25 protein-coding genes are annotated in these 24,682 nt (G+C 69.1%); 16 read left to right on the top strand and 9 right to left on the bottom strand.

The window, feature by feature from the left end:
* Nucleotides 1-51: 51 nt before the first annotated feature.
* The 6 genes from ACWGI8_RS04585 to ACWGI8_RS04560 form a co-directional block, all read right to left on the bottom strand.
* A complete protein-coding gene (locus tag ACWGI8_RS04585; RefSeq protein WP_453658621.1) occupies nt 52-825 on the bottom strand; it encodes an SDR family oxidoreductase in 774 nt (257 codons plus the stop codon).
* 16 nt (nt 826-841) lie between these two features.
* On the bottom strand, nt 842-1,603 hold the full coding sequence (fabG, locus tag ACWGI8_RS04580; RefSeq protein WP_453658620.1) for a 3-oxoacyl-ACP reductase FabG: 762 nt from the start codon (nt 1,601-1,603) through the stop codon (nt 842-844).
* Between the two features lie 164 nt (nt 1,604-1,767).
* Complete coding sequence (locus ACWGI8_RS04575) at nt 1,768-2,151, bottom strand: DUF3037 domain-containing protein (protein WP_453658619.1); 384 nt, start codon at nt 2,149-2,151, stop codon at nt 1,768-1,770.
* On the bottom strand, nt 2,148-3,002 hold the full coding sequence (locus tag ACWGI8_RS04570; RefSeq protein ID WP_453658618.1) for a HipA family kinase: 855 nt from the start codon (nt 3,000-3,002) through the stop codon (nt 2,148-2,150). Before ACWGI8_RS04570 ends, ACWGI8_RS04575 begins: the two co-directional genes overlap by 4 nt.
* 76 nt (nt 3,003-3,078) lie before the next feature.
* A complete protein-coding gene (locus ACWGI8_RS04565) occupies nt 3,079-4,347 on the bottom strand; it encodes a tyrosine-type recombinase/integrase (protein WP_453658624.1) in 1,269 nt (422 codons plus the stop codon).
* Nucleotides 4,348-4,390: 43 nt separating this feature from the next.
* Nucleotides 4,391-4,702, bottom strand: a complete 312-nt coding sequence (locus tag ACWGI8_RS04560) for a helix-turn-helix transcriptional regulator (RefSeq protein ID WP_453658617.1) — start codon at nt 4,700-4,702, stop codon at nt 4,391-4,393.
* 859 nt (nt 4,703-5,561) lie between these two features.
* On the opposite strand from ACWGI8_RS04560, the gene cutA reads away from it, so the two are divergent.
* Nucleotides 5,562-5,888, top strand: coding sequence for a divalent-cation tolerance protein CutA (gene cutA, locus ACWGI8_RS04555; protein WP_361370203.1), 327 nt, complete (start codon nt 5,562-5,564; stop codon nt 5,886-5,888).
* Nucleotides 5,889-5,954: 66 nt separating this feature from the next.
* Here cutA and ACWGI8_RS04550 read toward each other — a convergent pair whose 3' ends face one another.
* Nucleotides 5,955-7,196 (bottom strand): helix-turn-helix transcriptional regulator, encoded by a 1,242-nt coding sequence (locus tag ACWGI8_RS04550; protein WP_453658616.1) that lies wholly within the window; start codon nt 7,194-7,196, stop codon nt 5,955-5,957.
* A gap of 254 nt (nt 7,197-7,450) precedes the next feature.
* Between ACWGI8_RS04550 and ACWGI8_RS04545 the strand changes: the two genes are divergently transcribed.
* The gene (locus ACWGI8_RS04545) at nt 7,451-7,837 is read left to right on the top strand and encodes an ATP-binding protein (protein ID WP_453658623.1); all 387 of its coding nucleotides are present in this window, start codon (nt 7,451-7,453) and stop codon (nt 7,835-7,837) included.
* A 62-nt stretch (nt 7,838-7,899) separates the two neighbouring features.
* Here ACWGI8_RS04545 and ACWGI8_RS04540 read toward each other — a convergent pair whose 3' ends face one another.
* Both ACWGI8_RS04540 and ACWGI8_RS04535 read right to left on the bottom strand, forming a co-directional pair.
* Nucleotides 7,900-8,400 (bottom strand): SAM-dependent methyltransferase, encoded by a 501-nt coding sequence (locus ACWGI8_RS04540; protein ID WP_329159780.1) that lies wholly within the window; start codon nt 8,398-8,400, stop codon nt 7,900-7,902.
* A 72-nt stretch (nt 8,401-8,472) separates the two neighbouring features.
* The gene (locus tag ACWGI8_RS04535) at nt 8,473-9,861 is read right to left on the bottom strand and encodes a Tat pathway signal protein (protein WP_453658615.1); all 1,389 of its coding nucleotides are present in this window, start codon (nt 9,859-9,861) and stop codon (nt 8,473-8,475) included.
* 255 nt (nt 9,862-10,116) lie between these two features.
* Here ACWGI8_RS04535 and ACWGI8_RS04530 point away from each other — a divergent pair, with 255 nt between their 5' ends.
* The 14 genes from ACWGI8_RS04530 (at nt 10,117) to ACWGI8_RS04465 (ending at nt 24,661) form a co-directional block, all read left to right on the top strand.
* Nucleotides 10,117-10,545 carry a DUF6415 family natural product biosynthesis protein gene (locus ACWGI8_RS04530; RefSeq protein ID WP_453658614.1) on the top strand — a complete coding sequence of 143 codons (429 nt, stop codon included), beginning with the start codon at nt 10,117-10,119 and terminating at the stop codon, nt 10,543-10,545.
* Nucleotides 10,546-10,778: 233 nt separating this feature from the next.
* Nucleotides 10,779-12,623 carry a glycoside hydrolase family 15 protein gene (locus ACWGI8_RS04525; protein WP_453658613.1) on the top strand — a complete coding sequence of 615 codons (1,845 nt, stop codon included), beginning with the start codon at nt 10,779-10,781 and terminating at the stop codon, nt 12,621-12,623.
* Nucleotides 12,623-14,086, top strand: coding sequence for an ATP-binding protein (locus ACWGI8_RS04520; protein ID WP_453658612.1), 1,464 nt, complete (start codon nt 12,623-12,625; stop codon nt 14,084-14,086). Before ACWGI8_RS04525 ends, ACWGI8_RS04520 begins: the two co-directional genes overlap by 1 nt.
* The gene (locus tag ACWGI8_RS04515) at nt 14,083-14,493 is read left to right on the top strand and encodes a roadblock/LC7 domain-containing protein (RefSeq protein WP_329159790.1); all 411 of its coding nucleotides are present in this window, start codon (nt 14,083-14,085) and stop codon (nt 14,491-14,493) included. Before ACWGI8_RS04520 ends, ACWGI8_RS04515 begins: the two co-directional genes overlap by 4 nt.
* Nucleotides 14,490-14,846: a DUF742 domain-containing protein gene (locus tag ACWGI8_RS04510; protein WP_453658611.1), complete on the top strand. Its 357-nt coding sequence runs from the start codon at nt 14,490-14,492 to the stop codon at nt 14,844-14,846. Before ACWGI8_RS04515 ends, ACWGI8_RS04510 begins: the two co-directional genes overlap by 4 nt.
* Entirely contained in the window at nt 14,824-15,426 is a 603-nt protein-coding gene (locus ACWGI8_RS04505; RefSeq protein ID WP_175309475.1) for a GTP-binding protein, read from the top strand. Before ACWGI8_RS04510 ends, ACWGI8_RS04505 begins: the two co-directional genes overlap by 23 nt.
* Nucleotides 15,423-16,601, top strand: a complete 1,179-nt coding sequence (locus ACWGI8_RS04500; protein ID WP_453658610.1) for a cytochrome P450 — start codon at nt 15,423-15,425, stop codon at nt 16,599-16,601. Before ACWGI8_RS04505 ends, ACWGI8_RS04500 begins: the two co-directional genes overlap by 4 nt.
* 13 nt (nt 16,602-16,614) lie before the next feature.
* Nucleotides 16,615-17,847: a cytochrome P450 family protein gene (locus ACWGI8_RS04495; RefSeq protein ID WP_453658609.1), complete on the top strand. Its 1,233-nt coding sequence runs from the start codon at nt 16,615-16,617 to the stop codon at nt 17,845-17,847.
* A gap of 24 nt (nt 17,848-17,871) precedes the next feature.
* Nucleotides 17,872-18,351 carry a LuxR C-terminal-related transcriptional regulator gene (locus tag ACWGI8_RS04490; RefSeq protein ID WP_453658608.1) on the top strand — a complete coding sequence of 160 codons (480 nt, stop codon included), beginning with the start codon at nt 17,872-17,874 and terminating at the stop codon, nt 18,349-18,351.
* 143 nt (nt 18,352-18,494) lie between these two features.
* Nucleotides 18,495-19,088: an HAD family hydrolase gene (locus ACWGI8_RS04485; RefSeq protein ID WP_453658607.1), complete on the top strand. Its 594-nt coding sequence runs from the start codon at nt 18,495-18,497 to the stop codon at nt 19,086-19,088.
* Nucleotides 19,085-20,932 (top strand): hypothetical protein, encoded by a 1,848-nt coding sequence (locus tag ACWGI8_RS04480; protein ID WP_453658606.1) that lies wholly within the window; start codon nt 19,085-19,087, stop codon nt 20,930-20,932. The genes ACWGI8_RS04485 and ACWGI8_RS04480 overlap by 4 nt, the downstream gene beginning before the upstream one ends.
* A complete protein-coding gene (locus ACWGI8_RS04475; protein ID WP_356050328.1) occupies nt 20,929-21,885 on the top strand; it encodes a thymidylate synthase in 957 nt (318 codons plus the stop codon). Before ACWGI8_RS04480 ends, ACWGI8_RS04475 begins: the two co-directional genes overlap by 4 nt.
* Before the next feature lie 8 nt (nt 21,886-21,893).
* On the top strand, nt 21,894-23,612 hold the full coding sequence (locus ACWGI8_RS04470; RefSeq protein ID WP_453658605.1) for a carbamoyltransferase family protein: 1,719 nt from the start codon (nt 21,894-21,896) through the stop codon (nt 23,610-23,612).
* Nucleotides 23,609-24,661, top strand: a complete 1,053-nt coding sequence (locus ACWGI8_RS04465) for a glycosyltransferase family protein (protein ID WP_453658604.1) — start codon at nt 23,609-23,611, stop codon at nt 24,659-24,661. The genes ACWGI8_RS04470 and ACWGI8_RS04465 overlap by 4 nt, the downstream gene beginning before the upstream one ends.
* The last annotated feature ends 21 nt before the right edge of the window (nt 24,662-24,682 follow it).

Genomic DNA, 24,682 nt, shown 5'->3' with positions numbered 1-24,682 from the left:
GGTCCGGCGGGGCACTTAAGTTAATCCCTGGTCATTCAGGCATAAACCGGTTCAGTGAACTCCGGCATTCAGGAAAATACCGCCATCGACCACGAGCGTCTGTCCCGTGATCCAATCCGACTGGTCGGACGTGAGAAACGCGGCCGCTCCTCCGATGTCCGCCGGAACACCGAGCCGGGCCAGCGGATAGGCCGCCGCCGCTTCGGCCTCCCGGCCCTCGTACAGCGCTTCCGCGAACTTCGTCTTGATCACGGCGGGGGCGATGGCATTGACCCTGACGGCCGGGGCGAATTCGTGCGCCAGCTGGAGGGTCAGATTGACCATCGCCGCCTTGCTCATGCCGTACGCCCCGATGAAGGGGGATGCGGAGATACCGGCGACCGACGCGATGTTCACGATCGCACCGCCGTTCTCCTTCTGCCAGGCCTTCCAGGTCTGCTGGGCGAAGCCGAGCGCGGAGATCACATTGGTCTCGAAGACCTTGCGGGCCACGTTGAGGTCGAGCTCCGCGATGGGGGCGAAGACCGGGTTCGTGCCGGCGTTGTTGACGAGGAAGTCGACGCGGCCGAACGCCTCCATGGTGCGCTCCACGGCAACCGCCTGGTGCGCCTCGTCATGGGCCTTGCCCGCGACGGCGATCACACGGTCCCCGCCGAGCTTCTCGACGGCCTCTTTGAGGGCATCCTCGCCGCGGCCGGTGATGCACACCCGGTCGCCGCGCGCGACGAGCGCCTCCGCGATGCCGTAGCCGATGCCCCGGCTGGCGCCCGTGACCAGGGCGACCTTTCCGGACAGCGGGGGAAGTTCCTGCTCCTGAGCGGTCATGTCAGTCACCTCCGGTTCAGTTGAGCGGGCCGCCGGCCACGTACATGACCTGGCCGGAGACGAAGCCCGCATCGTCGCCCGCGAAGAAGGCGATCGCGTTGGCAACGTCCTCCGGCCTGCCGACCCGCTGCACCGGGATCTGCGTGGCGGCCGCGGCCTGGAACTCCTCGAAGCCCATGCCGACGCGCGCGGCCGTCTGGGCCGTCATCTCCGTGACGATGAAGCCGGGCGCGACGGCGTTGGCGGTGATGCCGAACTTGCCGAGCTCCTTGGCGAGGGTCTTCGTGAAGCCCTGCAGGCCGGCCTTGACCGCGGAGTAGTTGGCCTGGCCGCGGTTGCCCAGGGCCGAGCTGGACGACAGCGAGACGATCCGCCCGAAGCCCGCGTCCACCATGTGCTTCTGGCAGGCCTTGGCCATCAGGAACGCGCCCTTGAGGTGCACGTTCACCACGGTGTCCCAGTCGGACTCGCTCATCTTGAACAGCAGGTTGTCGCGGAGCACGCCCGCGTTGTTGACGAGGATCGTCGGCGCGCCGAGCTCGGCGGCGACGCGCGCCACAGCGGCCTCGACCTGGGTGGAGTCCGAGACGTCACAGCCGACGGCGATGGCCTTCCCGCCGGCCGAGGTGATCTTCTCGACGGTGTCCTTGCAGGCCGCCTCGTCGAGGTCGAGTACGGCGACGGCACGGCCCTCGGCCGCCAGGCGTACGGCGGTGGCGGCGCCAATGCCTCGCGCCGCTCCCGTCACGATCGCGACGCGCTGCTCGGTGGTGGACATGGTTGGTTCTCCTCGCCCTTGGATCCCGTTGGAAGCGGCCGCCCGGCACGGCCCAGATGGATGAGCGACCGCTTAGTACCTTCCGTGGACGAGACGCTAGAAGCCCTGGCACCCGGTGTCAACGTGCCCCCCTCTTTCCAGGGCCCGGTTCACCTCCGGGGCGCTCATCGCACCAGCACATCCAGCAGCCGCTCGACCTCGGCCTCCGGGTCGGCCGTGAGTCCGGTGTGTACGGGGCCGGGCTGGACTACCGTCGAGCGCGGGGCGATCAGCCAGCGAAAGCGCCGCCCGGCGTCGTCGCGCGCGGCCTGGCCGGCGTCCTCGCCGCCCCGGCAGACGCCCTCGACGGCGTGCAGCGCGGCCCGTACGCCCAGGACATCGGCCTGCGGGTCGAGCGCCCTGAGCTTGCTCTCGTCGAGGTGGGTGCGGGCGGCCACGTAGGACTTGGCGCGGCAGTACACCACCACGCCCGCGTTGAAGCACTCGCCCCGCTCGACGCGGGGTACGACGCGCAGCAGCGCGTACTCGAAGACATCGCGCTCGGTCACCGGACGTCGCCCTTCTTGCTCTTCTTGGTCGGGTGCGGCCAGGGCGTGAGGTGCTCGGCCAGCCAGCCGGGTGCCTGGGAGGGCCGGGGCCTGGACGGGGCGCTCAGAGTGATCCGGTCATGGATGGTGGCCGCGCGCGGCAGCAGGGCCTCCACATAGGCGCTTCGCACGGCGTCGGTGGAGTCGAAGCCCGGCTCGTCGACCAGCCACTCGTCCGGGACGTCCGCCGTGACCTCGGTCAGCAGCTCTTCGGTGACCAGCGGAGCAAGCTCGGCGGCAGCCGTGGCGATGTCGGGCCGGAAGGGCGCGAGGGCATGGTCGGAGGCGTCGTAGGGCTTGGCCACGGAGGCCTGGGCACCCGGCCAGTTGTGGTGCCAGATCATGGTGGCGCCGTGGTCGATCAGCCACAGGTCGCCGTGCCAGACAAGCATGTTGGGGTTGCGCCAGGACCGGTCGACATTGTTGATGAGCGCGTCGAACCAGATGACCCGGCCCGCCTCCGCCGGACTCACTTCGTACGCGAGCGGATCGAAGCCGAGGGAGCCGGGCAGGAAATCCATCCCCAGGTTCAGCCCACCGCTGGCCTTGAGCAGCTCCTGCACTTCCTGGTCCGGCTCGGAGAGCCCGATGACGGGGTCGAGCTGGATCTGGACGAGCTCCGGGACCCGCAGCCCCAGCCGGCGACCCAGCTGTCCGCAGATGACCTCGGCGACCAGGGTCTTGCGTCCCTGTCCTGCCCCGGTGAACTTCATGACGTACGTACCGAGATCGTCGGCCTCGACGATGCCCGGGAGCGACCCGCCTTCACGTAGGGGTGTGACGTAGCGGGTCGCGGTGACCTCATTCAGCATATTCCCAGGCCACCCATCTCTACAGCCTTGCAATCCACGGTCAACCCTGGAGGGGCGTAACAGCGGGAATCACCCGTCAACGGGCCTGGGGAGAATCTGGGGAGTTTCGGCTGGCATCCCGATCTCCCCGCTCCCCCAGCAGTCCGTCGATGGCGATGCGCCCCTTGCTTCCGGCCTCCGGCATGAAGTGAGCATAGTAACCGAGGGTGATCGCGGGCGAGGAGTGCCCGAGCCACCGTGCCAAGGTCACGACGGACTCTCCAGCCTCCAGCATGAGCGAGGCATAGGTGTGCCGCAGCACATGGAAGCCGTCCTTCGGGGCCGCCGCCCACTGCCAGGGTTTCGCTCTCTCGGCGCGCGGTGGGATGATGCCGGCCTCTGCCAGCGCGGGCTTCCAGGTGTAGGTGTTCCACGTGTTCACCGCGATGGCGTTGCCGAATCGTGTGGTGAGCAGCAGCGAGAACTTCCTCGCCTGACCCTCCGGCTTCCCCCACGGAAGCTCCACTTCCACCGGTGGGAACGCTTCGACATGACGCTTCAACTCCTCGGCCACTGCGGTGGGCATGTCGACGGTACGTGTCTTCTTCCCTTTCGGCAGTGCGAAGTACAACCTTCCACGGATCACCTGGATTTGGCGGCGGACGTGCAGGACGCCTCGCGCGTAGTCGATGTCCTCCGGGCTCAGCCCAAACACCTCGCCCTGACGGAGCCCGCATCCCAGGCCAACTACGACGGCTATCCGGTTTCGTGGACTGATGACGTCGCGAACTCGCAGCGCCGTCTCCAATCGCCACGCGTCGCGTCGCTCTTGCGGCGCCTTCGGCCACCGCACGGACTTCGCGTGCATCGGGTTCCTGGCCAGCCGCTTGTCGTCAACAGCCGCTTCCAGAATGGAGGAGAGCTCGGACAGAATGCCGCGCTGGTAGTCGACCGAGGAGACGGTTGACTGCAACTTGGCTATGTAAGCGCGCAGATCCGCCGCCGTGATGTTCCTGAGGGGGAATTGACCCAGGTGCGGAATGATGTGAAGGCGCGCTCTCCGCTCCTGGTTGTCTTGGGTCTTCGGAACTCCGCCCCTGCCCGGCGCCCAGTGCATCGCGATGTAGTCGGCAAGTGTTATGGATCCGTCGCGCGGGTCCACAAACTCGCCCCGCTCTTCGTCCGTGGCTGCTCGACGAAGCCACGCCTTGGCGTCCTCCAACGTGTCGAAGGAGCGATCCCGGACTCCGGGGATACCGGCGACCTTGTACCGCTTCCCCTTGCCGTAGCGAGCGGTTCTTTCCCTCTGCCCGGTTATCGGGTCCTTCTTCTTCTTGATCCAACGATCTTCGATGTAGCCGGCCAGGTGATACTCCTTGTCGAGGGGGGCGCTCTGAGGCGTGGGAGCGTCAGGCGTTGGGGATTCGGCTGGGCCGTTGCTGAGGAGTGGCGCTCAGCGGGCTCAGGACGGCGTTGGAGCGGGAGTCGGCCTGCTCCTGTTCACGGATCCAGGCGTCGACGGCTTCTCGGCGGTACATGACGCGACCGCGAGGACCCATGCGGAAGCTCGGCGGCCCCTGCCGCCGGTGCCGCCAGACGTAGAGCGTGTGCGGTGAAAGGCCGAGATACTCGGCGGCATCCTTGACGTTGAAGAATGCGGCGCGTGCGGCGCCAGCAGGAGCGGGTGCGGCAGATGGAAGGAGCAGCGATCGTGCAGGCATGGAAGTAATAGTCACCACGATCAACGGTTTGGCTAACCGGCGATCGTGGCCTATGTTGCGCTCGCGCTCCGCTAGAGGCTTGTCCCGCGCTGCCAGTCACGCCCCCGAGTTTCCCCACCACGAAACGCTCAGGAACCCCGATGGCACGGGGCCACATGCCGAGTTGCAGCTCCGGGTGCACCGCAGCATGTGCGAGGACTGCCCTATCGCGGCGGTAGCCGCATTGCAGCAAGTCCTCGCCGAAGGGGCCGGCAGTGCGTACGCACAGCCCGGTGGAGACGGCGCCATAGTCGCCCGCCGCCTGGCCGTACCAGGCGTTCAGTGCGCCGAGGGCAAAGAGAGCGGGTGACGTGAAGTGAGCGGATCGAATAGCGGGGTCAGACAGGCGAACCTCCCAAGTAGGGGCCATGCCAGCAAGGCAGTCACACGCTGTGCAGGATTCCGAGATATTTCGCAACCCGGGCCGCAGTGGAGTATCTGCGCAACCTGGCCTGGTGTTTTCGGGGACGTTGTACGTTGACATGGTCCCGGCGGAGGTTTCCAGTCCTGTCGTCCTATTTCTCGTCTGCCGTGAGCGAATGCCCGCCGACCGCCTGCATGAAGTCCTCCCGTCGTGGACTTATGGAGGCGCAAGGAATGCGCCGACGCCTGCATCATGCAGCCGCACCACCTCGTTGATGAGTGGACCTGCCACCGCAGTGCCGAAGCGACGCGCAACCCCGATTGACACGCTGCCGTCTGACTGATCCACGTCGTGGTCGAGCTCCACTCACCTTCACGGCCGTCACCGGCGACCGGCTTTCGGTGTGCCCTGAACGGCTGGGTAGGGTCGCGGTACCCGAGCTGGAGAGGTAGTTGCATGGCCAACGATATTGTGATTGCGCAGACGACCAGCGACGACGAGGATCAGGCGAAGGCACTGGCCCAGGGCGCGGTCGAGAGCAAGCTGGCAGCGGGCGTTCACATCGATGCGCCGATCACCGCCTTCTACTGGTGGAAGGGGAAGGTCGAGGCGGCGCAGGAGTGGCGGATCTCGTACATGACTACGACGGACCGTCTACCGGCGCTGGAAGCGTGGCTGCACGAGAGGCACCCGTACGACGTCCCCCAATGGATCACACTGCCCGTGACCGGCGGGTCGGAGGCGTACCTGTCCTGGGTTGTCGAGGAGACGGCACAGGGCTGAGGAGCGACGGGCCGGACGTACGACAGCATTCGCGTCCCGGGTTTGCCGCGTACCGCCGGAGGGGGCTCAGGATGCGAACTGCCGCAGATAGACGGCGAGTTCTCGCTCTCTGTCGGGGAGCGACGCTGCGATAGTCTCTGCGCGCTCCTTGCCCATCGTGTTGGGCTTGGCCTGTGCCGCTGTAGCGAATTGGCGTGACACGTAGACGCCTTGGTCGACGTCGCCTCCACGCAGTAGGGCCGACGCGAGATCGCCGAGAACCACCACGCCCCCGTCCGGTAGTTCGTCCCCTAGACGGTCGACTGCGGTATCTGCTGTGGACGTGAGTTCGGGACGCCCCAACTGGCCGTAGACGGAGAGGGCCAACGAGTCCATGCGGTACGGGGTCACGAACCGGACCCACGCCTGCTCGCTGGTGTGATCCGCGAAGTCGTAGGCGAAGCGCGCTCGCTCCAAGGCCCGGAGTGCCCCCGTCTCGTCGCCGGCCGCCGCAGCTTCCTCCGCGTGCCTGCCGAGGACCCAGGCGGCAGCAGTAGCGTTGCCGTGACCTCGTACGTCGCTAGCCGCTTGAGAAAGGAACTCCAACTTCGCCTTCGGCGTCGAGGCGCCGTAGCTGGTGTAGGTCAGGGCCAGGGCTCGGAGTGGAGGGTGCCCGGCGGTCGCCGCGCACTGCGACGTGACCTTGTAATAGGCGTCGGCTTTGTCGTGCTCGCCCAGGTCCCAGGCCACCCAGCCAGCCAGAGCGGCAGTTTCTCCGGCGGCGATAGTGAGAGCCCGTTCGTGTTCGCCGGCACGGGGCAGGGCCGCGGTGATCGCGTCAAGATGCGACTCGACCGTGTTTTGTAGTCGCCAGGCACTGAGATTGAGTTCCTGGACATGCAGTTCAGCGGCCCGGTCGATGAGCGCGACGGCGGAGGGCGAATCGATCTTGGACCCCTTACTGAGGGCGAAGGCCAGGCGCCCCCAGGGCTCGGCAGCCGCGCTCACGCCGATGGCGGCACCACCCAGCAGCGTGCGACGCTTCACGGCGTCCTGATCCTCCCCTGCATTGGCATGCCCCTCTCTCTTCCGAGCGCGGGCAGCCTTAGCCTCCCGCTGTAGTTCCTCGAAGGGGACACCGCAGGCCGCCGCGATATGGCCGATTGTGTGATTGGTAGGAATGTTCTCAAAGTTCTCATAGCGGCTGATCTCTCGGCGGGTCATGGTGTCCCGGCCGGAGACAGCGTTGATCGCGTCTGCCTGCTCCTCCTGCGTCCGGCCCGCATCCTGCCGAAGCCGGAGGAGCAGGTCGGCGAACGGATCTGGCATGAGTGTGACCTCTGTTGGTGGGCGGAATCCAATCATGGCCTCAATTCCCCCTCTGGTTCCCCCCCTTGACAGATTTTTCCCCCTCTGGATTCCCCTGGTCGACGGCGTCGCCGCGCGGTGCGATAGCCCCCATGACCAGGCTCCAAGAGGCGACCCCGCCCGGCGGGGGCATCCGTAGTTCTGCGGCCACAGCAGGCACGTCGTGTGTGAGGCCGGCCCAGGAGGACCGACGCAGCACATCGGCACGGGCCGACATACCGGCGGCACCCCATGCCTGTCAGGCGGCCTTTCTCCCAGATCCCACGAAAGCTGGGGAGATGCGGCAGACAACCAGGGCGTTCCTTCGACGGTGCCGCGTTTCGCAGCCGGTGGCGGGGTTCGTCGTGCTGGCCGTTTCGGAGCTGGTCACCAACGCCATGGTTCACAGTGAGGGCGAAGTCGTGCTCCGGATCACGGTGACCGTCGACGTGGTGCGGGTCTCGGTAACCGACCGCAACCCTGCCCCCGCTGTACTCAAGGAAGCCGGACCCGACGGTGAATCCGGTCGCGGGATCCGGCTTGTCCATGCGATCTCAGACGCGTGGGAGAGCAGCGGCGAGGAAACGTGGTGTGAGTTCCGGTACGCGAGGGCTGCGGCTTGAGTCAGACCTCCAGCTGGTCCCCGACCAGCCAAACGACGAGCAGCACAGCTCAGTCACTCCCGTTACGCAGGGCGCTCCGAGGGCCGTTCGCTTGCCTTCGCCCAGTAATTCGGTTCGAGCATCTCGCCAGGCCATGCGGGCTGATGGATCGGGCCCCGAGGCCCCATCTGTTCGAAGTACGGTGCCAGGTCGATCACGGGCGTTCCGTCTACGGCGTCGAGATCGGTGACCAGGAGGTCCCGGCCTTCGACCTTGAGCAACCGCGGGTAGCTGATCGCCAGTTGGTTGGGGCGCCGGTGGTTGCGGTGGACGAACGTACCTGTCGGCGGCCAGTTCTGGTTTCCCCGTGGGCTGCGTGCGTGGAGCTCGACGTCTTCGGGTCGCGCCAGGTGGAAGCGCCACGTCACCGTCAGGTGGGAGAACTCTCCGATTCCCTGCAGCGTTTCGAGGGGGTACGCGTCGTCGAGCCGAATGATCGATTCGACCCCGCCCTGGTAGTCGTCCTGAACGCGGGTGTGGCCCCCGACGACTGTTGCGATCGACTCGACCTCGTACGTCGCCATCGGCGCTCGTTCCTCTCCCTCGGCGTAGCATGCACGGCGGCCCCCGGCCAGCGCCGCGAACCCGCTCTGTGGTCAGCCTATGGTGCGCAGCATGCCCCGTGCCCGGTGGTCCAGTTCGGTGACATGTCGGCCTCCGCGTTGCCGGACGGGCGAGAGGTCGCTCTGGATGCGGACGATGACGTCGCGGGCACGGCCGGACTGGACGCCGGCCATGGCGTCGAGTGCTTGGTTCCAGGTGGCGCATGCCTCGTCGAGGCGGCCTTGCTGGACCTGGACGGCGCCGAGGTAGCCGAGGGTCACGCTGTGCGTGCGGGCGTACTGCTGGCGGCGGCGGGTGGCCACGCTGCGCTTGAAGTGGATCTCCGCGTCCAGCGGCTGGCCCATGTCGCGCAGGGCGCAGGCTGTCTCGTGGGCCAGGGAGGCTTCCTGGAAGAAGCTCACGCGGCTCGGAGCCTCGCTGTTGTCGGCGCGGGAGAGATCCCGCTCCGCGCGGCTGATGGCCGCGAGAGTGCCGGCGCGGTCGCCGTCGGCTGCGAGGGCACGTGCGTGAACGATCGCGAGCAGGGCTTTCTCACGGTGGCTAGCTTGGCCGTAGCGGTCGCGGTTCATGGAGGCGTCGGCCAGGACGAGGGCGCGGCGGGGGTGCCCAAGGTCCACGGCTTGGTGCGCGAGGGCGCGCAGGATGTGGCCGCCGAGCGGCCCGTCGCCCGCTTCGGCCGCTATGCGGGCGGCGAGAGTGAGATAGCGCTGGGCGGTGCGGTGCTCGGAGGCGTCGAAAGCCATCCACCCCGACAAATAGGCCATCTCCGCCACGGCCGAGTAGGTGTCGCGACGAAGCTGCTCCGTGCGGAACCTGCTGCCGAGCAGGGGCACCGCTTCGTCGCGAAGATGGCCGGCGAGGGCCGATCGGCCAGAGGCGCCGCCTCGCTGCTGGTCACGCGCGGAGTAGAAGGTCGTCAGATCGCGGACGTCGTCGATGTCGGCCTGCGTCACCAGCCGGGAGGAGACTGCTGGGCGCTTCGCCGCCGCGGCAGGAGCGGCTGCCCACCAGGAGGCGGTGGGCAAGGCCAGGCCGGCGGCCGAGTACGCGGCGGTCGCCAGCAGCTTACGTCGGTGCATATCGAGGTCGTCGCTTCCCAGCTCGGCCAGCACGGTCAGAGGATCGACGCTCCAGTCGGAACCGCTGTCGGTTTGGCCTGTGCCTTCACTTTCCAGCCCGAGGTCGGCCAGGGTGAGGCGGCGGCCGAGCCTGCGGGACAGCGTCTCGCGAAGGATACGAGGTGCCCGACCGCTCGGCTGCGTGCCCTGCACCCACATGGCGATGTGCGAGCGGGAGATGGCCTCCAGCTCACGCGCCCCGCTCTCCGCGGCTACCCGGGCGACCGCTGCGGCTGCTTGCGGCTGAGACCAGCCCGCTTCGCGCAGAAGTGCGGCGAGGGCGACGTTTCGCACACGGGCCATGGGCTGCCCCTCGGTTCCGAAATGATCTTTGACGCCTTTGACGGCCTCGGCGGTCGCGCAGGCATACCCCCCAGCGGGGATTCACGGTTCGCTCAACGTAGCGACCGGATCACTCACTTTGCACGACGACCGCCGCCCCCGCACGGCGAACCCCAATCAACTTGGCCTGATCCGAACAGGAGTTGTGTCATGCGCCTCTCGCTGGCTCCCCGCCAGGACGCCTGTCAACACGTCGCGTCCAACAGGAAGGGCCGCATGGCTGTCGAGCCGGTTTCACCGCGCAATCAAGCGGTGGCCGCGGCCGAGACAGTGGCGCTCGTGCTGGACGAGGACTCGCCGCTGCCGGAGACCACTGCCGACGTTGAAGACCTCGCGAGGCGTCTGCGCGGTCACATCAATCGACTCGGCGTCATGGTGCCCAAGGAGGAGCCAGCGCTGCGCCGCGCGCAGCAGCTCGGCTCGGCGGGGGTCCCCGACGGCTACATGCCCAGCAGGGCGCATCTGGTCCAACTGGCCGAGGCGGCCCAGGAGCTCGTGGCGACCGTGGAGGCCCACGGCACCGGCCGTGCGATGCGGCAGCGGGGACGGCGTTGGCGGACACCGCCGATCAACCTACTGCGCGGCACAGTCTTCGCGATCGCCTTCGCCTGTCTCGTCCTGGCCGCGTCGGCGCCCCGGACATGACCGCCACCGGGGCGGTTCTGATCGTCCTGATCCTTGGTCCCACGACATGGCTGGTTCTCCGCGGTGATCGCGCAACCAGTTCCCCGTCAGCGGACGAAGAACCCGCACCGGCGCGGAGCGAGTCGCCGCCTCACCGGTGACCACCGGAGTCTCGCCTCACCGGCTGTTCGCCGGCCGTTTCGACGGCCCTAAAGCCCTCCCCGGACTCGCGGGGCCTAACGGAGATCTACACGATGAAACGCCTTCCGCGTATCGAGCACTACGGCCTGATCGGCGACATGCAGACCAGTGCCCACGTCTGCGACGACGGCTCGATCGACTGGCTGTGCCTGCCCCGCTTCGACTCGCCGGCCCCCTTCGCTGCGCTGCTCGGCACGCAGAAGCACGGAGCGTGGCGCTTAGCCCCGGCCGCTGCGTACGAAGAGGGAGCCGGTGCGACTGCCGAGCGGCGCTACGTCGGCGAGTCCCTCGTGCTGGAGACGGTGTGGACGACGCCCTCCGGCAGCGCGAAGGTCACCGACTTCATGCCGCCGCACGACGGGGCACCGCAGGTCATCCGGATCGTGGAGGGAACGGCTGGCCAGATCGCCATGGCTTCCACTCTGCGCGCCCGCCCCGGCTACGGCCGGGTCAGCCCGTGGATCCATGAGCTGGGCGGACGCTTGATCGCTGAGAGCGGCGGGGACGCCCTGTGGCTGGACACGTCCACCGGGCTGGTTGAGAAGGACGGCGCGATCGTCAGCTCCTTCACGGTCACCGCCAGCGAGAGCGTCGCCTTCGTACTGAGCTGGGGGCCCTCCCACGGTGTCGCGCCGGAGCTTCCGGATCCCGAGGCGGCGCTCGTCGCGACCCTCGCGTTATGGGAGGACTGGACGAGCCAGTGCACCTACGACGGCCCGCACCGGGAAGCAGTCGTCCGGTCGCTGATCACCCTGAAGGCGATGACGTACGCCCCCAGCGGCGGCATCGTCGCGGCGCCGACCACGTCGCTGCCGGAAGAGATCGGCGGTCGCCGGAACTGGGACTACCGCTACACCTGGCTGCGTGACGCCTCCACCACCCTGAGCGCGCTGCTTGGTTCGGGGTACAGGCAGGAGGCCGAGGCGTGGCGGCGGTGGCTGCTGCGGGCCGTGGCCGGCGATCCGGAGAACCTGCAGATCATGTACGGGATCACCGGAGAGCGGGATCTGCAGGAGCGGGAGCTGCGGTGGCTGCCCGGCTACGAGAACTCCGGCCCGGTCCGGATCGGCAACGGGGCTGTAGACCAGCTGCAGCTCGACGTGTACGGCTACGTGATCGAGACCCTGTACCTCGCCCACCAAAGCGGGGTGGCCCGCTGCGGCGACACCGCGGTCCTGCACCAACGGCTGGTCGAGCACCTCGCCGAGCGGTGGCAGACGCCCGACGAGGGAATCTGGGGGATCCGAGGTGAGCGCCGCCACTTCGTGCACTCCAAGGTCATGGCCTGGGCCGCGATCGACCGGACCATCCGCCTGGTCGAGGCCGCCGTCCTGGACGCCGACCTGTTCGCCCTGATTGAACTGCGCGAGGCCATCCACCAGGAGGTGTGCACGCGCGGATTCGATCCGGTCCGCAACACCTTCACCCAGTCCTACGGATCACAGGAGGTCGACGCCGCCCTCCTGCTGATCCCCAGGGTGGGATTCCTGCCTCCCGACGATCCCCGAGTGCTCGGGACGGTGGAGGCAGTACGTCAGCAACTGTCCACCCCGGAGGGCCTCGTACGGCGCTACCCGACCGCCGGCGACCGCATCGGGCTCGACGGCCTGAACGGTGACGAGGGGACCTTCCTGCTCTGCTCGTTCTGGTTGGTCGATGCGCTCGCCCTGACTGGCCGCCCGGACGAAGCCCACGCTCTCTTCGACCGGCTCCTGGCCCTGCGCACTGACCTCGGCCTGCTCGCCGAGGAGTACGACCCCGCCACCGGGCGACAACTGGGCAACTTCCCGCAGGCGTACAGCCACATCGGGGTGATCGGGTCCGCGCTCCTGCTGCAGCAGCTCGACTCGGGGGCGCCCGCAGCCGAGGCCGACGTGCTCTTGGCGGTGGGTGTCTGATGAACACGACCGCCACCACCATGGTCATCGTGCTCGCCGCCGCGGCCATCGTCGCGGTGGCAGCGGCCTGGGTTAGCCACCGCCGATGGCAGAAGGCGCGGCGGCGGGCCCACCTCCTGGCCCGCGAACAACAGGCCACCGAGGGTGCCCTGCAGAAGCTGGTCCACGAGACGCTGCCCCAGATCCACCAGTCGGGCGGTCGGATCACGGCGTTAGCCCCCGCACCGGAACTGGCCGGCACCGCAGTCGGTGAGCACCTGACCAACGTGGTCAAGGCCACCGCCAGCGTCGTCCAGGCCGTGATCCGCGACATCCAGTACGCGGCGCACCAGGAGATCGAGCAGGCGAAGACGCTCGGGGCGGAGGAGTTGCGGCGTTCGCACACCGCCGCCCAGGAAGAGATCGCTCGGGTAAGTTCCACTGCTGTGCGGTCGACCGAGGCCGCAGTGCGCAGTGTGTCGTCGGCGCTCGTGGGCATGGCCGCCAAGACCAGCCGCAAGGTCAGCGAGGGCGTGCGCGAGCACGAGGACGACGCCGCGTTCGAGACGCTGACCGATATCGACCACACCGTGCAGCAGATGCTGCTGGTCGCTCAGGGCTGGACCATCCTGGCCGGCGGCAAGCTGACCCGGCACTGGCCCACGACGACGCTGACCGATGTGGTGCGGGCCGCGATGGGCTACGTCGAGGACTACCAGCGCGTACAGCCCCAGGAACTCACCGTCGCGGTGAAGACCCGCGTGGTCGGGCCCGTGGTGCACGCCCTCGCGCTCCTGCTGGACAACGCGCTGCGCTTCTCGCCACCACAGTCGAGAGTGCACGTGTCCTTCGAACAGGGCCACCACGGAGTCACCGTCTTCGTGGACGACAGCGGCCTGCAGATGACGCCGGAGCAGCTCGACAGCGCCCGGGACATCCTCACCGGGCAGCGCACGGACGACATAACGCAGCTCGGCGCCCGCCCGCAGACCGGGCTCCGAGTCGCCGCCGCCCTCGCGCGCGCCTACGGATTCCGGGTCGATGTCCAGGCGCCCAACTCCCTTCTGGGCACCCGCGCGCTCCTCACCCTTCCCCAGGACCTCCTCACCACGGCGCCCCAGGCGCCGCCGGCATCCTCGCAGCCGGTGCAGAAGGATCCGCCAGCTGCTCTCGCCTCTGCCGCGTCCGGCCGGCTCCCTGCTCTCGCCCCGGTTCCGGTAGCCACACAACCCGCGCTCACCCCCGTCCCGCCGACGGCCGGGGAATCCGACCAGGAGCGTTCCACCGCCCGCACGACCGCCAGCGGACTGACGGTGCGCAGCCGCCGCGCCGCACCCGCCTCCGCCCCCGTTCCCCGCCCTGCCAACGCCGAGCCGGGGCGAGCGAGCGTGATCGCCGCCTGGGCCCGTGGCACACAGCGCGCCCGCGCCGAGCAGGGCACCCACGTCCCCACTGCCGACAACGACCAAGGACACGACGCATGACCGACAAGAACATCGGCTGGCTCCTCGAAAGCCTGGAGGAGACCGCTGGCGTGGAATACGCCGTGCTGGTCGCCGCGGACGGCATGAGCCCGGCCTACACCGATCGGCTGCCGCGCGAGCGCGCCGAGAAGATCTCGGCCATCGCCTCCACGCTGTGGGGAGCATCGCGGGCCTACGACCGGGAGACGAACGGCGGGGGCGTCCGCCAGTTCGTCATGGAGTCGGTCGACCACATCTCCCTGCTCATCCCGGCTGGCGAGAACACCATGCTCGCCGTCCGCACCGACAGCCCTCACGCGGACATCGGGGTGATCAGCGAGGCCGCCCTGCGCTTGGCCGCGAGCGTGGGCGAACAGCTGGGTGTCCAAACACGCATCGCCGGCGGCACGGAAGCACCGCTGGCATGAGCAGGCCGCGGCAGGACCCGGATCTGGTCAGGCCCTACGTCCGCACGGGCGGACGTACCCGCCCCAGCAAGGACGTGCGCCTGGAGAGCCTGGTCTTCGCCGCGACCGGCACCCGTCCCGGCCTCAACCCGGACGCACGGCGCGTGCTCGCCCTGTTCGCACCCGCGCAAGGCGGAGGGCTGTCTGTCGCCGAGATCGCCTCCGCACTCGCCCTCCCGCCCTCGACCACCCGGATTCTCGTCGCCGACCTCATCGGACACGGACTGATGACCCTCGCCCAGGGCCAGGACGACGACCGGCCCCCGGTCTTACTCATCGAAAGGGTTCTTCATGGACTCCGCGCTCACGCCTGACCGGTTCGTCGCGCGCACGGTGACGGCTACCGCGAAGATCGTGGTCGCCGGAGCCTTCGGCGTGGGCAAGACCACCTTCGTCGGCAGCGTCTCCGAGGTGCCTCCGGTCCACATGGAGGAGACCATCACCCGGGCGAGCGCCCTAGTCGACGACCTGGCCCGCACGCCTGCCAAGTCCACCACCACCGTCGGCGTGGACTTCGGACGCAAGCACCTCAGCGACGACCTCGTGCTCTACCTGTTCGGTACCCCCGGCCAGGCCCGATTCAGCTTCCTGTGGCAGGAGTTGATCATCGGCGCCCTCGGCGCCCTGGTCCTCGTCGACCCCCGCGACCTGGACGCCTCCCACGAAATCCTCGGCCTCCTCGAAGAAAACGGCGTCCCCTACGCGGTCGCGGTCAACCAGTTCGACGGCGCGCCCCGCCACCCGCTCGAAGAAGTCCACGAGGCCCTCGCCCTGGAGGGACACACGCCGCTGACCGTGTGCGATGCCCGCGAGCGAGCGTCCTGCATGCAGGCCCTGATCCAGCTCACCGAATACCTCGCCCGTCTCGCGCACCGTCTGGAGCCCCGACCGTGAGCACCGCGACCCACCGCATCCCCCTGTACGAACCGGACTTCGCCCAGAATCCGCACGCCGCCTACCAGCGCATGCGCGAGCAGTTCGGCCCTCTGGTCCCCGTGGACCTGGCCCCCGGCGTGCCCGCCACGCTGGTCGTCGGCTACGAGGAGGCCCGCCGCATCCTCGGGGACCCGCAACGCTTCCCCGCCGATCCGCGCCGGTGGCAGACCTCCGTCCCTGACGCCTGCCCCGTCCGGCCGATGATGGAGTGGCGTCCCAACGCCCTGCGCTCGGCCGGCGCCGAGCACGCCCGCTACCGGGCCGCGAACACCGCCGCCCTCGCCGCTGTCGACCAGCACGCGCTGCGCGACCACGTCGAGCTGGTCGCCGAGCAGACCATCAACGCCTTCAAGGCCGACGGCAAGGCGGACCTGCTGTCCCAGTACGCCTGGCCTCTCGCGTTCCAGACGCTCAGTCACCTGCTCGGCTGCCCCGACGAGGTCGGCCATCGGATCGCGGACGGAATGGCGAAGATCTTCGACGGGGTAAATGCCTCTATCGGCAACCAGATCATGGCCCGGGCCGTGGCGGACCTCGTCGCCCTGCGCCGCCGAGAGCCCGGCGACGACGTGACCAGCAGGCTCCTCGTCCATGTCGCCCGGCTGGACGACACCGAGATGGGCCAGCAGCTCATCACCCTGTACGGGGCGGGCATCGAGCCCCTGACCAACCTGATCACGAACACCCTCCTGGAGATGCTCACCAACAGTGAGTTCTCCGGTGACCTGCACGCTGGCGACGCCTCCGTCCGCGAGGCCCTGGACAGCGTCCTCTATCGCGACCCGCCGTTGGCGAACTTCGCCATGTCCTACCCGCCCCGCCCGGCCGACATCGGCGGGTACCTGCTGCCCGCCGACCAGCCGGTGGTCATCAGCTATGCCGCCTGCAACAACGACCCTGCCCTGGGAGCCCACCGGCCACTGGGCAACCGGGCCCACCTCGCCTGGGGCGCCGGCCCGCACGGCTGCCCGGCCAGCACGCACGCCTACCTCATCGCCGAAACCGCCATCCTCCACGTCCTCGACGCCCTGCCCGAGATGGACCTCGACGGCCACCGCGACGACCTCGTCTGGCGCCCCGGCCCCTTCCACCGCTCGCTGGTCGCCCTCCCCGTCACCTTCCCCTCAAGCTGAAAGAGGCCCCAACGTGTCCGAACGGCAGATACTCGTCCTCGACCCCACCGGATCCGACCCGGACGCCGAACACCAGGCCCTGCGCGAGCGCGGCTCCGCCACTCTCGTGGACATCCTCGGCGTGCGCGCCTGGTCCGTCTCCGACCCGGCCCTCCTTAAGCAGCTTCTGACCAGCAAGGACGTCTCCAAGGACGGCCGCGCCCACTGGCCGGCCTTCGCCGAGACGGTCCCCACCTGGCCGCTGGCCCTGTGGGTGGCGGTGGAGAACATGTTCACCGCCTACGGCGGCAACCACAGCCGCCTACGGCGCATGGTCGCCCCCGCCCTCTCGGCCCGCCGTACCGCCGCCCTCCAGGCGGACATCGAGATCCTCGTGAACGGCATCCTCGACGACCTCGACGCCCTCCCGGCCGATGAGGTGGCCGACCTTCGCGAGCACCTCGCCTACCCGCTCCCGATCGCCGTCATCGGCCAGCTCATGGGCGTCCCCGCCGACCGACGCACCGAGTTCCGCACCGTGGTGGACAACGTATTCGCCACCCACCTCTCCGCCGAGGAACAAGCCGCGAACACCGCCACCCTGTACGGCCTGCTGGACGCCCTGATCGAGATCAAGCGCACCGAGCCCGGCGAGGACATGACCTCGCTGCTGATCGCCGCCCGCGACGAGGAGGGCGACGGCTCCGCCCTCAGCGACGCCGAGCTGCGCGACACGCTCCTGCTGATGATCAGCGCCGGGTACGAGACCACCGTCAACGTCATCGACCAGGCCATCACCACCCTGCTCTCCGAGCCAGAGCAGCTGGCCCACGTCCGGGACGGCCGCTGCACCTGGGAGGGCGTAGTCGAGGAGACCCTGCGCCACCAGCCCGCGGTCAAGCACCTTCCCCTGCGCTATGCCCGCACCGACATCGCCCTCCCGGACGGGCAGACGATCAAGACCGGCGAGGCGATCCTCGCCTCCTACGCCGCCGCCAACCGGCACCCCGACTGGCACGAGGACGCCGACCGCTTCGACGCCACCCGCCCCAGCAAGGAACACCTCGCCTTCGGACACGGCGTCCACTTCTGCCTCGGCGCCCCACTTGCCCGACTCGAAGTCGCCACCGCCCTGCGCCTGCTCTTCGAACGCTTCCCCGACGCCCAACTCGCCACGGACAGGCCCGATCTGAAGAGGCTGCCGAGCCTGATCAGCAACGGACACACCTCCGTCCCTGTGCGCCTGCGCCCGACGTCGAGCCGCTGACCGATACCGACGAGGAAGACCACCATGACCGCCCCAGCCCCGACCACACCGCTCACCCCGGCCGAACGGCGCATCGCCCAGCATGTGGTGAACGGCCTACCAACAGGCCAGATCGCCGACACCGAGGCCCTGTCGCACCACACGGTCCGCGCGCACATGGTCTCCCTGCGCAGGAAGCTGCACTGCCCCGAACGCTGCTCCCTTGCCGTAGTCACCCACCGTCTGCTCAGCGCAAACGAGGCCACGGCCCCGGCACCGGACACGCCAGCCGCCGACTTGAGTACCGAGCAGACGAACCTGCTGAAGGCCGTCGCCGAGCACACCAAGCCGCTCGACATCGCGCGCGGCGCCAACATGGCGCCGGCAGACCTCCGCGCGGCGCTCGTCCAGCTGCTCACCGATACCGGGGCACCGGACACCACCCGGCTGGTCGCCCGGGCCCACGGCTGGAACCTGCTGACCGCCCAGCAGACCAGCACGGTGCGGAGCGGAGCGAGCAAGTGACCACGTCACCCGTTCCCACGGCCTCCGAGCAGTCCTCCGCGCCCCTGCACCATCGCCCGAAACCGTCGGCACTCCAGCCTCCCGATGCTGAACGGGCACTCCTTCTTGACCTGGACGGTGTCCTACTGGACACGCGGCCGGTGATGCGCGAGGCGTGGAGGAAGGTCCAGGAAGACCACGGCCTCGCTATCCCGTTCGCCGCGTACGAAGCCCTCCTGGGACGGGAGTTCAGCGACATCATGGAGCGGCTCGGTGTCGTCGACGCTGACGGCGTCCACCGGACCTACGGAGCCGGCTCGACAGCCGCAGCGCATTTGGCCCAGGAGTTCATCGGGATCACGGACGTCCTGCACGCCTTCGTGGCAGCTGGCTGGCGGCTTGGAGTTGTGACATCCAAGCACGTCGATCGGGCCGCGCCCCTCCTGGCGCAGCTTGGTTGCCCCTTCGGCACCGTGCGGACACCCGCGGGTTCCGGGCGGTCGAAGCCGGCGCCGGACCCTCTCCTCCTCGCGTTGGTGGACCTCGGAGTCGACCCTGCGTCGGCCGTGTACATCGGGGACATGCCGGTGGACCGGGAGGCAGCAACTCGTGCCGGCGTCCCCTACATTCATGCCGCCTGGGGGTACGGCGAGCCCGGCTCTCCTGCTGTGGCGGTCGCCCTGTCCCCAACCGACCTGCTCGACCTCCTCCACCAGGCCACGGCATGCACTCCCATTGTCGAAGGGAGCCTGGTGTGACCACCTCGGCATTCGGAGACTTGGGCCTTGTCCGAAGAGAAGACGGCCACCGGCCCGCCTGGGTCCTCGTCGGCGCCGGCCGCTTTGACGTCGCCGACTCCCTCCGCATCAGAACGGGAGATCTGGAGGCGCTGCCGCTGAACCAGCAGGACCTCCGCTCGTTGACCGAACGCGTCATGGCCGCCCTGCACGAGTACGGCGGCGGCCGAGCCCACACGCCCGGCGGAGCTGACTGGCTCCATGTCCAGCACGTACCGGTCCGCCGACTGGTCACGCAGGTCCTGCGGAAACTGCTGGCATTGAGCCTCTGGGAGCCATTCGTCACCGCACCCGGGCCCATCACCCCGATGCCGTACGAAGGTCTTGTCGGTGTGCGGCCGAGCAGCTCTCAGGAGTACCGCACCTACACGGTCACCTGGTCGGGCATTGCCTATCTGCTCGGCGGCACAGCGGCACACAATCCGCCGCACACTGCCGAGTTGAGCACGCTCTTACCCGCCGACGTGGCTATCACCGAGCCGCACCCGCTCCCCACGGGCCTGCACCGGGGCGGAGTCGTGGCCCTTTCTTGGTCGTCCCGCCACGCCGAGACCCTGATGCCGGTTCTTCGGGAGTTGGCGCGCAAGGGGCACGACAGCGTGCTCATCGACCTCGCCACTGATCCCGGTCAGCGCTGCTTGGCCGAGGGCAGCGAGAGCGTGCGGGTGTGTCCTGCACCGGTTGGGCTCTTCCGGCTGTCAGGCGAGGCGGACGGCCTGCGTCCCGCGGATGACGACCGGACCGTCGAGGTCGGTCCGCACGCGATCCGCCTGTCCCGCCTCGTCCGGTTGTTGTCCACGCTGCTGGCGATGAGCGGCGGCTGCACGCAGCCATCCTGGCCTGCTCTGGTCCAGGCGGAGAACTGGCTGGGCCGCGTTCTGAGAGCCGTTCGTCCGCACTCCGTCGTCCTCAGCAACGACACAAGTCCGCTCGGGGCGTTGGCGGTTCACCTTGCTGATCGGCACGACTCCAACACGGTGCATGTCCAGCACGGCGCCTGGACGGAAGAGTCCGTCGCGTGGCCCGCCCTCCACAGCCGGGACGTGGTCGTGATGGGCGAGCGCGACCATCCGCTCGCCCTCGCCTGGGCCAAGCACCCGAAGAGTGAGGTGCACGTCCTGGGGCAGCCCCGCTTCGATGCCCTGGCTGCTTTGGGCCGTGGGGCACAGCGCCGGTACCTGGAAAAGCTGTTGTCGGTCGGCACACGGCGTGCCCCGTCGAAGATCGCCGTGTGGGCCTGCCAGCCCTTCCGGCCCGAGCATCTCGCCCGCCAGGCCGAACTCCTCTTCGGCGGGCTGCGGTCAGTCGGCCCGGACTGGGGACTGGTCATCGCTCCGCATCCGGCTCAGCGCGACAGCGTGTTCGCCCCGCTTCTTGAGCAGGCGACCGGTCTTCCGGTGGCCGTCGCCGACACTCGGGTTGGAGCACGCGGGTGCCTGGCCGGCGCGGATGTGGTCGCGAGCGCCTACTCGACATGCGGCATCGAAGCCGCGCTGCTGGGCGTGCCCGTCCTTGAACTTGCCGCCTTGGGCGAACGGACCCTCGGCCTGGCCGACCACGGCATCGCGCAACGGTGTGGCTCCGCGGACGAAGTCGGCATCGCCCTCGCGGAGCTGCCCCGCTCTCGCCCGCCGGCCGGAGCCGCCGATTCGGTGTGCCGGTGGCGCGGCGACAGCGCCGCCCAGGTCGCCCGCCTCATCGATCACCGCGCCACGCACCCCGAGCTGCCCTTTGACCCCCTTCACGACGATGCCCGCAGCACGCCGCCCGTGCCTGAGCAGGGCGAAGGAGTCCCAGCCTCATGACCCATCTGACCGCCGACAACATCGCCGAGTTGTTCTCCGGAGCCGTCACGCTGACGAAGTCCGGCGATAAGGTCAGCCCGCGCGGCATGCCCACGCGGGAAGTCCGCGACATCCACTTGCTGCTCACGCAGCCGCGGGCCCGCCTGCTGTACGCGCCGCCGGCCAGGATCCTGAACCCGGCGTTCGCCGTGGCCGAGAGCGTCTGGCACCTGTCCGGCTCGGACGATCCGTGGATCTTCGACTACAACGCGCGGCTCCGGCAGTACGCCGATGACGGGGTGTTGCTCGGCGCGTACGGCCCCAGGATGCGGAACTGGGCCGGCAAGGTCGATCAGCTCAGCCGTGTCGTGGAGATCCTCAAGGAGGACCCCGACTCCCGCCGTGCCCTGATCCAGCTCTACGACCCGGTTCAGGACGCCGCCGGGCACAAGGACGTGCCCTGCACCCTCGGCTTCCGCTTCCATCTGCGTGCCGGCCGGCTGCACATGGCGACCATGATGCGGGGCCAGGACGTGTGGATCGGCATGCCGTACGACGTCTTCTTCTACACCGTCCTGCACGAGCTGGTCGCCGGATGGCTCGACGCGGAGCTGGGCGAGTTCCACCTGCACGTGGGGTCGCTGCACATCTACGAGGAGCACCTCGACCAGTCCGAGCAGCTGGCCTCGCTCACGGCGAGCCCCGTCATGCCCGACCTGCGGACACGGTGGAACGGCTTCGCCGGTCTGCTCGATCAGGTCGCGGCCCGGGACGTGACCGGCCACCCCGGCTGGGACGCGATGGCCGGGACGCTGCGCAGCTACCGGCTGTGGAAGGACGGACAGCACCAGCAGGCGTGGCGCGTGGCCGACGGCATCGACGGCCCCCTCGGCCAGGCCCTCACCGCCTGGTATGGCGAGCTGAAACGACGCTCCCGCCAGCCCGCGGCTGCGACGACGGCCGGGGCGAGGTGACGGCCGCCATGAAGCGCACTCTCTCGGTCATCCTCGGCCTGTGCTCCTACACCCACGACTCGTCGGCAGCTCTCCTGGTCGACGGCGAACTCATCGGCTTCGTCGAGGAGGAGCGCCTCTCCGAGCAGAAGCACACCAAGCTCTACCCCGCTCACGCTGTGGACTGGCTGCTCGGCCGGGCCAAGCTCACCTCAGCCGACGTGGACACCGTCGCCTACAACTTCCAGCCCGCCCGCTACCTCGCCGAGTCGCCCGCCGCCCTGCGCATGGCGCTCTCCCCGACAACTCGTGACCGGGCGTTCGCCCGAGCGCACGGGTTCGCCAAGGTGGCCGTGCGCACCCAGCGGCGCCTGCGGCTGATCGGCAGGCAGTTCCCCGCCGCCCGTGTTACCCCGGTGCTGCATCACCGCGCCCACCAGCTCACGGCCTTCGCCGCCTCGGGCTGGGACGAAGCCGCCGTGCTCGTGGTCGACAGCCTCGGCGAGCGGCAGACCACCACCATCGCCCGCTGCCACGACACGCTCCGTCCCCGCGCGCAGACCCTGGAGGCGATCAACGACCCAGCCTCCCTGGGGTACGTGTACGGCGCCGTCACCGAGCACCTGGGCTGGCGCCGGGGCGACGAGGAGGGCACCGTGATGGCGCTGGCCGCCCTCGGCGACCCCGCCCGCTTCCGCTCCGTCTTCACCCAGGCCGTCCACACGACCGCAACCGGCTTCCGCATCAACCCCGCCTACTTCCCCACGCGCACCCTCACGTCGGGATACGAGCGGACGTCTCGCCGCTTCGTCACCGAGACCTGCCCCGAACGGCACCCGGGCGAGCCCCTGGCCGACGTCCACCGGGACCTGGCGGCGGCTCTCCAGGAGCGGACCGAGCAGGTCATGTTGCACCTGGCCCGCCGCGCTCGCGTGCTCACCGGCTCCCGGCGCCTGTGCGTGGGGGGCGGTGTCGCCACGAACTGCGTGAGCATCGGCCGGATCATCGAGGCCGGCATCTTCGACGAGGTCTTCGTGCCTCCTGCGCCCGGTGACGCCGGTACCGCGATCGGCGCCGCCCTCGCCGTGTATGTCGGCGGACGCAGCCCGCGACCGGTGGCCGGCGTCGCCCGCACCTGCTACCTCGGCCCGTCCTACGAGGACCAGGCCCTCGACCTCACGCCCTGGCCCGCCCTTCACCAGAAGACCCTGGGCATCGAAACCGCAGAGTTCCTCGCCGACCAGCTGGCCCACGGCACGATCGTCGGCCTGTTCCAGGGGGCCGTCGAAGCCGGGCCGCGAGCCCTGGGCAACCGTTCGATCCTCGCCTCTCCGCTGGAGCCGGGCGTCGTCGAGCGGCTGAACGCCACCGTGAAGTTCCGCGAGCCGTTCCGGCCCTTCGCCCCCATGGTCCTGGCCGAGCGCGCCCGTGAGTTCTTCACCCTCGGCCAGCAGGCGCCGTACATGTCCATGGCCTCCGGCGTGACCGACAAGACGCGCGAGCGCGTGCCGGCCATCGTGCACGCCAACGGCACCTCCCGCCTGCAGACCGTCACCAAGGCGCAGAACCCGTTCATGCACGCGGTCCTGACCGCCTTCGGCCGCCGGACCGGGGTGCCCGTGCTGATCAACACGTCCCTCAACGTCAAGGGCAAGCCGATCTGCGGAACACCGGAAATGGCCCTGGACTGCCTGGCCAACTCCGGGCTCGACGCCCTGCTCCTCGAAGGGCGGTGGATCACCAAGTGAAGATTGGATACAGCTTCTGGGGCTTCCTCGGCAAAGGGGTCACCGACACCCCGGACGGGGGACGCAGCCATCGTCGCCCCTTCATTGATGCGCTCCTCGACCGCGGGCACGACATCGTGTTCCTGCAAGCCGACCGGGATCGCCTCGAAGCCGGCGACGACCTCGGCAGCAAGTACATCTTCGATGGCGGATTCCCAAACGTCGACGTCCTGTTCCTGGAGTGGCGCTGGGCGATCCCCGGCCGCAACACGACCGCGTGCGGCACGGAGGGCCATACCTGCGACCTGCACCGCCAGGCCCAGCTCATCAACCACTACACCGTGCGGCACCAGACACCCACTGTGATCTGGGACAAGGACCGCACCCTGCCCGCCGAGAGCGTGTGGCGCACCACGTCGCACACCCGTGTCTGCGAGGCCGCCCTCGCCCCGACCCACGGAGCGCACTCGCTACTCTTCCCCGTCGCCGAGAACCTCCTCACCCAGGCGGACTCCGTGGCCCTCGCGGCACAGCGGCGGGACCTCGTGCTCGGCTACGTGGGCAACCAGTACGACCGCGACGAGCCCTTCGACCGCTTCTTCGCCCCAGCCGCCGCCCGCGTCGCGCACCTGGTCGCCGGGAAGTGGACGGAGACCGACCGCTGGCCGCACGTCCACTTCCTGGGCCGGATCCCGTTCGAGGCCGCCGCCGGCGTATACGGCAGGTCCCTGGCCACGGTGCTCATGCTGCCCGAGCGGTACGCCGCGGTCGGGCAGATGACCCAGCGCATCTTCGAGGCCGTGCTCGCCGGGTGCCTGCCCCTGGCCCCGGCGGACATCCGCTACGTCAACCGGTTCGTCCCGGACGAGCTGGTCGTGCGCTCCGGCCGGGACGTGATCGAACGCCTCTCCCACCTCCGCGAGATCGCCGGCACACAGCAGCACGCCGACCTGATCGGCGCGTGCGTGGACCGTCTGCGCCTGTTCGGCCTGAGCAAGCAGGTCGACACCCTGGAATCCCTTCTGCACGGTCTCGTGAGGCCGGGCACGACCGAGCGGGGAGCGGCCTGATGCCGATCGCGCTACAGGCCA

This window comes from Streptomyces sp. NPDC054841, assembly GCF_053611045.1.
The sequence above is the reverse complement of the archived record's forward strand: the minus strand, read 5'-3'. Positions and strand labels throughout refer to the sequence as shown.